The 14,064-nt window shown below is 66.5% G+C and carries 13 protein-coding genes and 1 tRNA gene; 12 read left to right on the top strand and 2 right to left on the bottom strand.

Annotation, left to right across the window (positions count from 1 at the left end):
* Nucleotides 1-120 precede the first annotated feature (120 nt).
* The 7 genes from mepA (at nucleotide 121) to FJ986_RS06610 (ending at nucleotide 6,975) form a co-directional block, all read left to right on the top strand.
* The gene (mepA, locus tag FJ986_RS06645) at nucleotides 121-1,203 is read left to right on the top strand and encodes a penicillin-insensitive murein endopeptidase (protein WP_140673766.1); all 1,083 of its coding nucleotides are present in this window, start codon (nucleotides 121-123) and stop codon (nucleotides 1,201-1,203) included.
* A 68-nt stretch (nucleotides 1,204-1,271) separates the two neighbouring features.
* On the top strand, nucleotides 1,272-1,862 hold the full coding sequence (locus FJ986_RS06640) for a cation diffusion facilitator family transporter (protein ID WP_140673764.1): 591 nt from the start codon (nucleotides 1,272-1,274) through the stop codon (nucleotides 1,860-1,862).
* 133 nt (nucleotides 1,863-1,995) lie between these two features.
* Nucleotides 1,996-3,021: a glucokinase gene (locus tag FJ986_RS06635; protein ID WP_140524358.1), complete on the top strand. Its 1,026-nt coding sequence runs from the start codon at nucleotides 1,996-1,998 to the stop codon at nucleotides 3,019-3,021.
* Between the two features lie 160 nt (nucleotides 3,022-3,181).
* Nucleotides 3,182-5,053: an ABC transporter ATP-binding protein gene (locus FJ986_RS06630; RefSeq protein WP_140673762.1), complete on the top strand. Its 1,872-nt coding sequence runs from the start codon at nucleotides 3,182-3,184 to the stop codon at nucleotides 5,051-5,053.
* A complete protein-coding gene (gene dapB / locus FJ986_RS06625) occupies nucleotides 5,050-5,892 on the top strand; it encodes a 4-hydroxy-tetrahydrodipicolinate reductase (protein ID WP_140673760.1) in 843 nt (280 codons plus the stop codon). The genes FJ986_RS06630 and dapB overlap by 4 nt, the downstream gene beginning before the upstream one ends.
* 93 nt (nucleotides 5,893-5,985) lie before the next feature.
* Nucleotides 5,986-6,606: a 2,3-bisphosphoglycerate-dependent phosphoglycerate mutase gene (locus tag FJ986_RS06620; RefSeq protein WP_140514169.1), complete on the top strand. Its 621-nt coding sequence runs from the start codon at nucleotides 5,986-5,988 to the stop codon at nucleotides 6,604-6,606.
* Nucleotides 6,607-6,890: 284 nt separating this feature from the next.
* Nucleotides 6,891-6,975: transfer RNA gene (locus tag FJ986_RS06610), tRNA-Leu, on the top strand.
* A gap of 181 nt (nucleotides 6,976-7,156) precedes the next feature.
* On the opposite strand, the gene FJ986_RS06605 is transcribed toward FJ986_RS06610, so the two are convergent.
* The gene (locus FJ986_RS06605; protein ID WP_181165187.1) at nucleotides 7,157-7,333 is read right to left on the bottom strand and encodes a hypothetical protein; all 177 of its coding nucleotides are present in this window, start codon (nucleotides 7,331-7,333) and stop codon (nucleotides 7,157-7,159) included.
* A 97-nt stretch (nucleotides 7,334-7,430) separates the two neighbouring features.
* Nucleotides 7,431-9,500 carry a transcriptional regulator gene (locus FJ986_RS06600; RefSeq protein WP_140673940.1) on the bottom strand — a complete coding sequence of 690 codons (2,070 nt, stop codon included), beginning with the start codon at nucleotides 9,498-9,500 and terminating at the stop codon, nucleotides 7,431-7,433.
* Nucleotides 9,501-9,730: 230 nt separating this feature from the next.
* On the opposite strand from FJ986_RS06600, the gene FJ986_RS06595 reads away from it, so the two are divergent.
* The 5 genes from FJ986_RS06595 (at nucleotide 9,731) to FJ986_RS06575 (ending at nucleotide 13,942) form a co-directional block, all read left to right on the top strand.
* Nucleotides 9,731-10,819 (top strand): pyridoxal-phosphate dependent enzyme, encoded by a 1,089-nt coding sequence (locus FJ986_RS06595; RefSeq protein WP_140673758.1) that lies wholly within the window; start codon nucleotides 9,731-9,733, stop codon nucleotides 10,817-10,819.
* Between the two features lie 12 nt (nucleotides 10,820-10,831).
* Nucleotides 10,832-12,316, top strand: a complete 1,485-nt coding sequence (locus FJ986_RS06590; RefSeq protein WP_140673756.1) for an aspartate aminotransferase family protein — start codon at nucleotides 10,832-10,834, stop codon at nucleotides 12,314-12,316.
* A gap of 48 nt (nucleotides 12,317-12,364) precedes the next feature.
* Nucleotides 12,365-12,721, top strand: a complete 357-nt coding sequence (locus FJ986_RS06585; protein ID WP_140673754.1) for a hypothetical protein — start codon at nucleotides 12,365-12,367, stop codon at nucleotides 12,719-12,721.
* A gap of 115 nt (nucleotides 12,722-12,836) precedes the next feature.
* Entirely contained in the window at nucleotides 12,837-13,208 is a 372-nt protein-coding gene (locus FJ986_RS06580) for a hypothetical protein (RefSeq protein ID WP_140559118.1), read from the top strand.
* A gap of 107 nt (nucleotides 13,209-13,315) precedes the next feature.
* Nucleotides 13,316-13,942 (top strand): CDGSH iron-sulfur domain-containing protein, encoded by a 627-nt coding sequence (locus FJ986_RS06575; protein WP_140491673.1) that lies wholly within the window; start codon nucleotides 13,316-13,318, stop codon nucleotides 13,940-13,942.
* Nucleotides 13,943-14,064: the final 122 nt, after the last annotated feature.

Genomic DNA, 14,064 nt, shown 5'->3' with positions numbered 1-14,064 from the left:
GAATGCGTCGGAAAAGAAAACAGGGCGGTTGACCGGTTTGTGAAAAACGGAACCGCTCCGGCGATCGAAGCAACGTCCATTGCGTGCTATGATTCGGGCTTGGGTTTGCGGCGGGGGTTCATGGAGACAGCGATGCGGCTCGGCAAGCGTTCACAGCTGGCGGCGGCTTTTGGCCTGCTCGCCCTCACAAGTCTCGCCGTGCGGCCGGCAATGGCCGAGGAACGGGCAAAGGACCTGTTCGGCGCGATGAAACTGCCGGCTGCGACCGCCCCGCAATCCTTCGGCTTCTACTCCAAGGGCTGCTTTGCCGGCGGCGTCGCCATCCCCATGGACGGCCCGACCTGGCAGGTGATGCGGCCGTCGCGCAATCGCCGCTGGGGCCATCCGGCGATGATCGCGCTGGTCGAGAAACTGTCGCGCGATGCCGTCGCCGACGGCTGGCCGGGCCTTTTGATCGGCGACATCGCGCAGCCGCGCGGCGGCCCGATGCTGACCGGCCATGCCTCGCACCAGATCGGGCTCGATGCCGACATCTGGCTGACGCCGATGCCCGGCCGGCCGTTGTCGATGGCGCGGCGCGAGACGATGAGCGCGACCTTGATGGTCGACGAAAAGACGCATCTGGTGAAGGACGCGCGGTGGACGTCGGCGCATACGCGGCTTTTGAAGCGCGCGGCGAGCTATCCCGAGGTCGAGCGCATCCTGGTCAATCCCGGCATCAAGAAGAAGCTCTGCGACACCGTCAGGGGCGACCGCTCCTGGCTGCGCAAGATCAGGCCGTTCTGGGGCCACGACTATCATTTCCACATGCGCATCGGCTGCCAGCCGGGCTCGCCCAACTGCAAGGCGCAGGAAGCGACCCCGGCCGACGACGGCTGCGGCAAGCCGCTGGCCTGGTGGTTCACGCAGGAACCGTGGCGGCCCAACAAGAACCCGGATGCGCCCAAGGCGCGCGACCTGATGACCATGGCGAACCTGCCGAGAGAATGCCGCGCCGTGCTCGACGCGCCCGGGCCGGCTTCGGTCGAGGCCGCCACCTATCACGGCGGCGCACCGGTCGCGGTCGCCGCGCCCGAACCCGAAGCGCCGTCGCTGCCCGCGACCGCGGCCAGCGGCACGGCCGGCCTGCCGGGCATGGTGAACGCCTTCACCGCGACGCCCGAGATCGGCGTACCGGTGCCGCGGCCACGGCCGGGAAACTGACCGCGTCAGTTGACGCCCCGGCGCTTCGCCGCCGTTCATTCGTTACCCCGCGAGCAGGAGGGCCGGCATTGCAAACGCAGGATATAGGCCTTCGCCGCGTCGTCCGGTGGGTGGCCCTTCTGAACCTGGGATACTTCATCGTCGAGTTCGCCGTGGCATCTGCGATCGGCTCCGTGTCGCTGTTCGCGGACAGTGTTGATTTCCTGGAAGATGCCTCGGTCAATTTGCTTATTCTCGTTGCCCTTGGCTGGGGCGCACGCAGCCGCGCAAGGGTCGGCATGGCTCTGGCGGCGATTCTTCTGGTGCCCGCTTTGGCAACGCTCTGGACGGCTTGGGTGAAGTTCAACCTGCCGGTCGCGCCGTCGCCGCTGCCGCTGTCGCTTGCGGGCGCCGGGGCTTTGGCCGTGAACCTGTCTTGCGCGTTCATGCTGGCGCGCTTCCGCCATCACGGCGGCAGCCTGACAAAGGCCGCGTTCCTCTCCGCGCGGAACGACGCCTTTGCCAACGTCGCCATAATCGCCGCGGGCCTTCTCACCGCCGTGATCTGGCATTCCGCGTGGCCCGACCTGATTGTCGGCCTGGGAATTGCCGCCATGAACGCCGATGCGGCCCGCGAGGTCTGGTCCGCTGCCCGCGAGGAGCACAAGGCGGCAGCCTAGTCGCGGCCGTTCGGCTTCATAAATCGGTCGTGCGCACCATCGGTTTCGAAAACCGTTTCCCTTTTCAAACTCATGCGCTAGTCAACGGGAGAACGGCAATGGGCCGTCGGGCGCCGGGGACGGACGACAAAGCATGCCAAACACAGGCGACGACGACACGGCGCTGCGGTTCCCGATCCTGATCGGCGACATCGGCGGCACCAATGCGCGCTTCTCGGTCGTGCTCGACGCCAATTCGGAAGCCGGCGAGCCGGCGATCGTCCAGACCGCCAGCTACAACACAATCGACGAGGCGATCCAAGCGGCGGTGCTCGACCGCTCCTCGGTCCGCCCCAATTCGGCGGTGCTGGCGGTGGCCGGCCCGGTCGACGGCGACGAGATCGAGCTCACCAATTGCCCGTGGATCGTCAAGCCCCGGCAGATGTTCGCCAGCCTCGGCCTCAGCGACATCGTCGTGCTCAACGATTTCGAGGCGCAGGCGCTGGCCGTCGTGGCGCTCGGCGAAGAGCACATGGAAAAGATCGGCGGCGGCGCGCCGGAGCCCAATGCCGGCCGCGTGGTGCTCGGTCCCGGAACCGGGCTCGGCGTCGCCGGGCTGGTGCACGCGCTGCGCCACTGGATCCCGGTGCCCGGCGAGGGCGGCCATATGGACATCGGCCCGCGTTCTAGCAGGGATTTCGAGGTTTTCCCGCATATCGAGAAGATCGAGGGCCGCATTTCGGGCGAGCAGATCCTGTGCGGACGCGGTCTGGTCAACGTCTACCGGGCGGTGGCCAAGGCGGACGGCAAGCCGTCGCCCTTCACCACGCCGGCCGAGATCACCGCAGCGGCACTTGCCAGGACCGATCCGGTTGCGCAGGAAGCGCTGGAGATATTCGTCACCTGTCTTGGGCGCACCGCCGGCGATCTCGCCTTGGTGTTCATGAGCCGCGGCGGCGTCTTTCTCACCGGCGGCATCGCGCAGAAGATCGTGCCGGCGCTGAAACAGGGCAATTTCCGCGCCGCCTTCGAGGACAAGGCGCCGCACAGCGAATTGATGCGCACCATGCCCGTCTATGTCATCACCCATCCGCTGGCGGCACTTCTGGGCCTCGCCGCCTACGCCAGGAACCCTTCGCTGTTCGGTGTGCAGACCGCCGGCCGCCGCTGGCAGGCCTAGGCTGGGCCGCATGACGGACCAGGCGTCCGTCCGGTCCCCGCGACGAAGTTAATCAGCCGCAGGCATAGGCAAGCCGGCCGCTTGGCGCTAAGAGGGGCGCCAGAAGGGATGCTGTGTGCAGCCCGGTCTTGCCAAGCGGAAACCACGAAGCGCTCCCGATTTGACACTCCAAGCTCCACATAAGCAGAAAGCCACTCCCGGCGAGGTCTGGGCGGTGCTGCGCCGTATCATCGCCGAGAACGGCCGCGACTACCTTTGGTCCTACATCTTTGCCGGCGCCTGCCTGCTGGCGGTATCCGCCACGACCGCTTTCACCGCCTGGATCATGAGCCCGGTCGTCAACCAGATCTTTTACGAGCGGCGCGGCGATCTGATCGTGTGGATTTGCGCCGGCGTCATGGGCGCCTTTCTCGTGCGCGGTTTCGCCGGCTACGGCCAGGCGGTGACGCTGGCGACCGTCGGCAACAATCTGGTTGCGCGCTACCAGCGCCGCATCTTCGATCACCTGATGAAGCTCGGCGTCGGTTTCTTCAACGACACGAGATCGGGCCGGCTGGCGGCGCAGGTCAACGAGAACGTCAACGGCATTCGCGACCTGCTGTCGATGACGCTGACGTCGATCGCGCGCGACGGGGTGACGCTGTTCGGGCTGCTCGGCGTCATGATCTACCAGGATCCGGTCCTGTCGCTCAGCTCGCTGGTGATCGGGCCGCCGCTCATCTACACCGTTGTCTATCTGATGCGCCGGGTGCGCCGCATCACCCGCGAATCGGTGCAGATCAACTCGCGACTGATCGGCGCCATGCAGGAAGCCACGCAAGGCATCGCCATCGTCAAGGCCTTCACCATGGAGGACGAGCTGTCGCGGCGCATCGGCCAGCTCGCCAACAGCGCCGAGCACCGCGGCAACAAGATCGCCCGGGTTTCGGAACGGCTGTCGCCGATTTCCGACATGCTGGCCGGTCTCGCCGTCACCGGCGTCATCGCCTACTCCGGCTATCGTGCGCTCGTCCTCGGCCAGCCGCCGGGCGCCGTCTTCTCCTTCATCACCGCGCTGATGCTGGCCTACGACCCGGCAAGGCGGCTGGCGCGCATGCAGGTCGGCATGGAGCGCGCGTTGGTCAATGCGCGCATGATCTACGAAATCCTCGATCTCGAGCCGCAGCAGGGCGACGCGCCGGGAGCCGCCGAGGCGAATTTCACCACGGGCGAAGTGCGCTTCAACAATGTGAGCTTCCGCTATGTCGAGGAGGCACCGGTCCTGCAGGACCTCAGCTTCGTCGCCGCCGCCGGCAAGATGACCGCCATCGTCGGCGCCTCCGGCGCCGGCAAGACGACGCTGGTGGCCCTGCTCCAGCGTTTCTACGACGTCGAGGCGGGTACGATCGAGATCGACGGCCAGGACATTTCGAAAATCACCAAGCAGTCGCTGCGCAGCTCCATCGCCTATGTTTCGCAGCAGCCCTATCTGTTCGAAGGCACCATCCGCGACAACATCCGCTATGGCCGGCTCTCCGCCACCGACGCCGAGATCGAGCAGGCCGCGCGACTGGCCCAGGCCGACGGCTTCATCCGCCAGCAGCCGCTCGGCTACGACACGCCCGTCGGCGAAAACGGCGCGTCGCTGTCGGGTGGCCAGCGCCAGCGTGTGTCGATCGCCCGCGCCATCGTCCGCCAGGCGCCGATCCTGCTGCTCGACGAGGCGACCTCGGCGCTCGACAATGAGGCGGAAGCCAAGGTCCAGGAAGCGCTGACCCACGTCATGGAGGGGCGCACCACCATCGTCATCGCCCACCGGCTGTCGACGGTGGTCAATGCCGACCACATCATCGTGCTGGAACAGGGTCATCTGGTCGAACAGGGCACCCATGCCTCGCTGATGGCCGACCCGCACAGCGTCTATTCCCGCTTCCACCGGGTGCAGGGCAGGAAGGGCCTGGGGCTTGTCGATGACGGCGCGCCACCCCAAACTCCGGCGCCAGGGCCGACGCAACCTATCGAGACGCAGGGCATCGCCGGGAGCGCGAGATGAGTGAAACGCCGACAGCCGACAGACCCGCGGGCGATATGGGCCTGGTGGTGGTGGGCGCCGCCGGCCGCATGGGCCAGACGCTGATCCGCGCCATCCACACAATGCCGGGCGCACGCGTCGCCGGCGCGATCGAGCGGCAGGGATCGCCCTATCTCGGCAAGGATGCAGGCGAGCTTGCCGGCATCGGCATCATCAATGTGCCGATATCGGACGATCCGCTGCCGGCCTTCGCCGGGGCGGACGGCGTGCTCGATTTCACCGCCCCGGCTGCGACCGTCGAATTCGCCGGCTATGCCGCGCAGGCGCGCATCGTCCATGTGATCGGCACGACCGGCTGCTCGCCCGACGACGATGCCAGGATCGCCGCCGCGGCGCGCCATGCGACGATCGTCAAGTCGGGCAATATGAGCCTCGGCGTCAATCTCCTGGCGGTGCTGGTCGAACAGGCCGCGCGCGCCCTCGACGCCGGGGATTTCGACATCGAGATCCTCGAAATGCATCACAGGCACAAGGTCGACGCGCCGTCCGGCACCGCTCTGCTGCTGGGCGAAGCCGCCGCCGCGGGGCGTGGCGTGCCGCTTGCCGGCAACGATGTGCGCGTCCGCGACGGCCACACCGGCGTGCGCAAGCCGGGCTCGATCGGCTTCGCAACCCTGCGCGGCGGCTCGGTGGTCGGCGACCACAGCGTCATCCTGGCCGGCACCGGCGAACGCATCACGCTGGCCCACCATGCCGAGGACCGCACCATCTTCGCCCGCGGCGCCGTCAAGGCAGCCCTGTGGGCGCATGGCAGGAAGCCCGGCCTTTACTCGATGCGGGACGTGCTCGGGCTTGCCTGAAACGACCCCGGACCATCTTCATCCCCATGCAATTCCAGACAGAAAACCGCTTCCCACTTCTGCTGGAATTGCTCAGATCCCAGAGGAGCAAAAATGTCGAGAACCCTCGTGCTCGTGCGCCATGGCCAGAGCGAATGGAATTTGAAGAATCTCTTCACCGGCTGGCGTGACGTCGACCTGACCGAACAGGGCCACGCCGAGGCCAAGGCAGCCGGGCAGAAGCTCAAGGCACGCGGCCTGAAGTTCGACATCGCCTTCACCTCGGCGCTGGTCCGGGCGCAAAAAACCTGCCAGCACATTCTTGACGCCGTCGGCCAGAGCGACCTGAAAACCGTCCGCGACCAGGCGCTGAACGAGCGCGACTATGGCGACCTCTCCGGCCTCAACAAGGACGACGCGCGCAAGAAATGGGGCGAGGAGCAGGTGCATGTCTGGCGCCGCTCCTACGACGTGCCGCCCCCCGGTGGCGAAAGCCTGAAGGACACCGGCGCCCGCGTCTGGCCTTATTACCTGCACGACCTCCAGCCGCATGTGCTGCGCGGCGGCACGGTCCTGGTCGCCGCCCACGGAAATTCGCTGCGCGCGCTGATCATGGCGCTGGACGGCAAGTCGGGCGAGGAGATCGTCAAGCTGGAGCTCGGCACCGGCGTGCCGGTTATCTACACGCTCAACGCGGATTCGACGGTGGCGTCGAAGGAAGTGCTGGAGGGCTGACCGGCAAGCGTCCCGGTCACCAAATTGTTAAAGTCGGCGCCGCCCCTCATTGTCCTGCCGGACATTTCTCCCCGTATAGTGACGGGGAGAAAGGGCTGGCCGCAACGCTGGTGATTGGCGAAACCGTTGATGAAAGCGCCCCTCTCCCGTCACTATACGGGGAGAGGATGCCGGCAGGCAGGTGAGGGGCGGCGCCAACGCCCGAAACTGAGCCGGCGCGCGGCAGCCCTCGAAAAAAAACCGCGTTGACACGCACCGCTTGCCCGCTTATTGAGCCCGCACCAGCCCAGATGGCGGAATTGGTAGACGCGCACGGTTCAGGTCCGTGTTCCGCAAGGAGTGGAGGTTCGAGTCCTCTTCTGGGCACCAAATTCCCGTCTCTGAACCGTTCGACGGTTCAGAGACTCGCAGAAAAAGCCCGGCTCGTCCGGGCTTTTTGTTGCCTGTGCGACCGATCGCCCGGTCATTCCCGCCAACAGAAAGCCGCAGGGACTTGCCCGACATCAGGCGCATGCCTGCCGGGAAACGTGCGCCGTCGATGACCGTGCCCTTATCGCACGGAGCCTGTCACCGTCCGGTCGACGGCGGGAACGGATTTGCGGTCGTTGCCGGCAAGTGCGGCGATGATCAGCAGGCTGGCGACGACCGGGACGAACAGGACCGCCACGCGGGCTTGCACGTAAAGAATGGCGCGCCATTCATTGCGCTTGTCAGGGCTGTCGCTCATCATACACTCTCTGTCATGCCCCTCCCGGGCGCTGACATAGCGACGAACGGTTAAACAACCCCTTCCGAAATCGTTAATCGGCGGGAATTGCGCGGGTTCAGTTCAATCCGATCCGCTTTGCGCCTTGCCGGAACAATGCCTCCGCGTCCGCCTCGAAACGGAACGTGCCGATGAAATCGTCGGCGCGGTAGTCCGGCAGCGCCTTGCGGAGGGCGGCGGCGAAATTGCGTGCCTCGTCGAGCCGCCCGGCCAGCGCCAGGCAGTGTGCTGCGATCGCCAGGATGATGGCGTGGGCATTGGGCCGCGCCGCCGCCTTCAGCGCCCATTCCGCGGCTTCCTCGAACTGGCCGAGCCGCACATGCGACATGGCGCGCGCGCCCAGCATGCCGAACAGCAGCGGGTCGAAAGGGCTGAGATGGCGCGAATGGTCGGAAGAGCCGATCGCCGACTGCGGATCGCCTGACTGCGAGTGGACGAAGGACAGCGCATAGTGGCCGAGCGCGAAATTGGGGCTGAGCTCCACTGCCCGTTCCAATTCGAAGAGCGATCCGTCCTGTTCGCCGCGCAGCCACAGCGCCCGGCCCATCGCCCAGTGCGCGGCAGGGTTCTGTTCGTCGACCAGGAGACTGTGCCCCGCTGTCTCGTAGGCTAGCGCGCTTTCGTGGTCGCGGTCGCCCCAGCGCTGGAAAGCGCTTTGCCAATGGGTGAAGGACAGGCCGGCATGGGCGCGGGCGAAGGTCGGGTCGAGCGCCGTCGCCACGCCGAAGAAATGCTGCGCCAACTCGTTTTCCGGCTGGGTGAAGCGATACATGTGCCAGAGGCCGCGGTGATAGGCCTCCCAGGCGTTGAGCGAGTTGGGCGCCTTCAGCATGGCGCGGTTGCGCTCGACCGTCTCGATCTCGGCCGAGATAGACGAGACGATCGCGTTGCCGATATCGTCGAGCACGCCGAAGAGGTCGTCGGCCCGGCGCTCGAAGCTCTCGGCCCAGACGATCCTGGCCGTGCGAACCTCGATGAGCTCGACGGCGATGATGACGCGGCCGGCCACGGTGCCCACCGTGCCGGTGGCGACATAGTCCACATTCAGCTGCCGCCCCGCTTCCTGCGGCGCGATGTTTTTCTCGGCGAGCGCGAAGACCGAGCCGCGCGCGATGACGAAGAAATCCCTGAGCTTGGCCAGACGCGTGATGATGTCATGGGTCAGGCCGTCGGCGATCCCGCCGCGCGTGCCGCAAGGGCCGGCAGTCTCGACGAACGGCATCACCGCCAGCGAGGCGTGGCTGGGCTCCACGCCCGCCGGAGCGGGCGACGGCGGCGATGCCGCGATGCCGGCGGGCTGCGCCGCAAGCCGATCTACCGCCGGCCGATCTATCGACGGCCGATCTTCCGCTGGCCGATCTTCCGCTGGCTTGTCGCGCAGCGCCTGCCAGGCCGCGCGCACCGGTCCGAAGTCCAACCCTTCCGATTGGAACAATTGCGCCGTCGCCGTCAGGTGCTGCTCGGCCGCGCCGATGGCGCCGCGCCCGGCCAGATGCGTGAGCAGCGCCAGATGCGCGCGGCCGTCGAACGGCGCCAGCTCCACCCACCGGTCAAGACCGGCTGCTGCCGCCTCCGAACCGGGCGGAGCCGCCGCGACCAGGTGCTCCAGCACGGCGGCGTGAGACGACTGGAAGCGGCGGCGCTGCGCGATCAGCCAACTCTCGAAAAACGGACTGCGGTCGAGCTCCAGACCGTCGAGAAAGTCGCCGGCGAACAGCTCCGACAGCGATCGCAGGCGCTCGGCGTCGAGCGAGGCGATCCCTTGCGCGGCGGCGGCGCTAACCTCCAGCGCGTCGACGAAACAGCCGTCGAGGCGCAATGCGACCGTGTCGTCCTGTGTCTCGACCCGACGGTGCCCCGGCTCGTCGAGGACGGCGCGAAGCTTGCTGAGGCACCAACGCAACTCGCCCCTGGGATCGTTCGGAACATCCCACAAAAGCTCGCACAGCCGAGCGCGTCCCACCGGATGCGGTGCCAACGCCAGATAGGCAAGCAGCGCGCGCAGCTTGCGCGATGCCGGCAATTCGGCCCGCACGCCATCGCGCACGACCGCGAACGGCCCGAGCAGGCGCACGGCAAGAGCGGGCTTGCCGCGATCCAGGCTCGGTCGAGCGGATTCCACGTGCATTTCCACGCTTGCTCCCACGCTTCCTCCCACGTTGGCCGGTCGGCCCTCGTTTATCACCGAACACGGCATGAACGCACCCGGTTGCGAGTTGCGCGCCGGGATGCGGGCAGCCGCATTGCCGGCACGTCGAGCGACCCTAGCGCGGCAAGGTCTCGAAACCTCGCCGCCCAAGCCGCCGGTTTGTAACCGGCCCGTGACCGCAAGGTACCAACACAGACGAGGAGACAGATATGTTGCAGCAAGCAAGAATCAGAACCACGGCCGGCCGCGGCCGCCTGTTCGACAGCATTTTGGACACGGTCGGCGACACGCCGGTCATCCGCATCAACAATCTCGGCCCGGCCCACGCGACGATCTACGTCAAGGCCGAGTTCTTCAACCCGGCTGCCTCGGTGAAGGACCGGCTGGCGCTCAACATCATCGAGGAGGGCGAGCGCAGCGGCGCGTTGAAGCCGGGCCAGACCATCGTCGAGGCCACCAGCGGCAACACCGGCATCGGGCTCGCCATGGTCTGCGCGCAGAAAGCCTATCCGCTGGTCGTCACCATGGCCGACAGCTTTTCCGTCGAGCGCCGCAAGCTGATGCGCATGCTGGGTGCCAAGGTGGTGTTGACGCCGCGCGCCGAAAAGGGGTTCGGCATGTACAAGAAGGCCGTGGAGCTGGCCGAGGCCAATGGCTGGTTCCTGGCGCGACAGTTCGAAACCAGGGCCAACGCCGCCATCCACGAGGCGACGACGGCGCGCGAGATCATCAATGATTTCGCCGGCTCGCGGCTCGATTGCTTCGTCACCGGCTACGGCACTGGCGGCACCGTCGTCGGCGTGGCGCGCGTGCTGCGCCGTGAGCGGCCGGATGTCCGTATCATCCTGTCCGAGCCGGCCAACGCCCAGCTCATCGGCAGCGGCAAGGCGCAGCAGCGCGGTGCCGACGGGGCGCCCGCCGCCAGCCACCCGGCCTTCGAGCCGCATCCGATCCAGGGCTGGACGCCTGATTTCATCCCCAACGTGCTGCAGGAAGCGGTCGATGCCGGCCTCTATGACGAGGTGATGCCGATCGCCGGGCCCGAGGGCATCAAATGGGCCAAGGCGCTGGCGCAGAAGGAAGGCATCTTCACCGGCATTTCCGGCGGCGCCACCTTCGCCGTGGCGCGGCAGGTCGCCGAGGAGGCGCCGGCCGGATCGGTGATCCTGTGCATGCTGCCCGACACCGGAGAACGCTACATAACGACGCCGCTGTTCGATGGCATCGATGCCGAGATGGACGCCGACGAGATGGCGTTGTCGCGATCGACGCCCGGCTGCCAGTTTCCGGCGGCTTGACGGGAGGCTGTCATGGACGTCGCGCAGGAAACCCTTGGCGCTGTGGCCGAGGAGACGCTTGACCCCCTGGACTGGGCCGATGTGCAGGCCCTGTCGCACCGGGTCATTGACGATGCCGTCGACTATCTGCGCGCCGTGCGCGACCGTCCGGTCTGGCGGGAGGTGCCGGCTGACGTGAGGGAGGTCTTCGCCGCACCCCTGCCGCGAACGCCGGCGCGGCTAGCCGCCGTCTATGGCGAGGTCTCCCGCACCGTGATGTCATACCCGATGGGCAACATCCATCCTCGCTTCTGGGCCTGGTACATGGGCTCGAGCAACTTCACCGGCGCGCTCGGCGATTTCCTGGCGGCGATCCAGGGTTCCAACCTCGGCGGCGGCAACCATGCCGCCGGGCTGATGGACTGCCAGGTCGTCAACTGGTGCAAGCAAATGCTGGGGTTTCCCGTCTCGGCCAGCGGCACGCTGGTCAGCGGCGGTTCGATGGCCAACATGATCGGGCTGACGGTGGCGCGCAACGTCAAGGCCGGCATCGACGTGCGCGAGCACGGCGTTGCCGCCATCGAGAAGCCCCTGCGCTATTATGGCTCGGACCAGCTCCATTCCTGTCACCGCAAGGCCATGGAGGCGCTCGGCCTCGGCAACCGGGCCTTGCGGCGAATACCGACCGATGCCGGGCTGCGCATCGACATCGCCGCCTTGCGGGCGGCAATTGCCGAGGACCGCCAGGCGGGCTTCAAACCGGCCTGCGTCATCGGCAATGCGGGCACCGTCAACACCGGAGCGATCGACGACTTGCGGGCGCTTGCCAAGCTGGCGCATGAGGAAGAGCTCTGGTTCCATGTCGATGGCTGCATCGGCGCCCTGGTCGCCATCGCTCCGCAGAACGCCCATCGCGTCGCCGGCATCGAATGGGCCGATTCGATCGCGCTCGATCCGCACAAATGGCTGCACGCGCCGTTCGAGGCCGGCTGCGCCCTGGTCAGGGACGCCCTCGCGCATCGCCGTACCTTCGCCGTGACGCCCGAATATCTGGAATCGACGCCGCGTGGTCTCGCCTCCGGCGAATGGCTGCACGACTATGGTTTGCAGACGTCGCGCGGCTTTCGCGCGCTCAAAGTATGGATGGCGCTGAAGGAGCATGGCATCGACAAATTCGGCCGCCTGATCGACCAGAACATCGCGCAAGCGGCCTATCTCGCCGGACTGATCGAGGACGAGCCGTCGCTGGTGCTGATGGCGCCGACCACGATCAACATCGTCTGCTTCCGGCATCGGCTTGCCGGGGCGTCCGGCGAGGAGCTTAAGCGGTTCAACACGGAGATCATGCTGCGTTTGCAGGAACAAGGCATTGCGGCACTGTCGGACACGACGGTGCAAGGCCAGCATTGCCTGCGCGTGGCGATCACCAACCACCGGACCCGGCGCGACGATCTTCACCTGCTGGTGCGGGAAACGCTGCGGCTGGGACGCCAGATCGCGGCGGAGGCGGCTTCCTAGTTCGCGGCGGCCATGCGAGTCTGCTGGCATGATTCGAAAGGTCCAATCGTGACGCTCTTTCGCACGGCCATACTCGCGGCATTGGTCTTCACCACCTCGGCCGGGGCTGCCGACATGGCTTTCTTCGTCAAGAACCAGCGCGGGCAGGCCGTTGCGGTCGAACTGTTCAGCCGCGACCGCGAAACGGTCTGGCCGGGCGACGACAAGGTGTTCCTGATCGATCCCGGCTCACGCAAATCGGTGCCGATTTCGTGCAATGAGGGCGAACGCATCTGCTACGGCGCGTGGGTCAACGGCAATGACGCCATCTCGGCCGGGGTCGGCCCGGACAACGACCGGCCCTGCGACGATTGCTGTTTCATCTGCGTGCACCATTCGACCGAGACCGTCGACCTGGTGGAGTAGCGCCAATCTCCCCAAAATTAGTCCGGGATTGTCGCGGTCGCCCCCTTTAGCGATCGCTCGCCCCGTGCAATGCCCGCGGGGCGGCCGGGTGGGCCGTTTATTTTTGGGGGATATCATGTTCTACGCCTATGCGCGCCGCTCGCTGGCCGCGCTGTCTCTTGCCATACTGCTGGTGCCGTCGGCCCATGCCGGCGACGTCACCTTCGCCATCAAGAACAGCCATCCCAATGCCATGCGCCTCGAGCTCTACAGCCAGGACCGCGACTATGTGTGGCCGGGCAACGGCAAGGATTTCTACCTCGATGACGGCGAGACCAGGCAATTGCCGGTCTCCTGCGACGAGGGCGAATCGATCTGCTACGGCGCCTGGGTCGACGGCGACGAAGGCACCTATTGGGGCGTCGGCCCCGGCGACAAGGAAAAATGCGACGATTGCTGCTATACCTGCAGCGGCGGCGAGACCGAGGAGATCGAACTGGTTCCCTGACCGGCTTGCCAGCTTGACGCTTTTCCTGCCTGGGGCATAGCCTGCAAGAACAGCACCCAAAGCACGCCGCATCCAGGCGGCGTGCGTCAGGCAACAGGAGCAAGGCGATGGCAGGTCCGGTCGAGGGCGAGAAGATAGACGTCGGCTTTGCCGGCCGGCGCTGCATCCATTCGCGCAATTGCGTGCTGGGCGATCCGCATGTCTTCGTGCCGAACGCGCCGGGAGAGTGGATCCATCCCGACGCGGCCAGCGTCGAGAAGATCGTCGCCATTGCCGAAAGCTGCCCGTCAGGCGCCATTACCTATGTCAGGAAGGATGGCGGGCCGCAGGAAAGGCCGCCGGTGGTCAACACCGTGCGCATCAGGGAAAACGGCCCGCTGGCCGTCCACGCCGAGATTATGCTCGACGGCGAGACGTTACACCGCGCCACGCTCTGCCGCTGCGGCGCGTCGCAGAACAAGCCGTTCTGCGACGGCAGCCACAACAAATCAGGGTTTGCCGCCACCGGCGAGCCGGCGCTGAAGGACACGCCGGCGCTGGACGCGCGCGACGGGCCACTCAAGGTTACGCCGACGAAAGACGGGCCGCTCAAGCTCGAAGGCAATGTCGAAATCGTCACCGGCACCGGCCACACGGTCGACCGCACGCAACGCGCCTTCCTATGCCGCTGCGGCCATTCGGCGAACAAGCCGTATTGCGATGGGTCGCATAAAAAGGTTGGGTTCGTGGGGTAGGTTGACCCTGCCATTGAAGCTGCCAATCTCCCCCCTCGTGGGGGAGATCGAACCCCTCCCGTGGCCCAGCGCTCTCAGCTTTATCGTCCGGCCGCTATAGGTTAAGGGCGAGAAGCATTTTC

The organism is Mesorhizobium sp. B1-1-1 (genome assembly GCF_006442955.1).
GTDB lineage: Bacteria > Pseudomonadota > Alphaproteobacteria > Rhizobiales > Rhizobiaceae > Mesorhizobium.
This window is presented reverse-complemented; position numbering and strand designations above follow the sequence as displayed.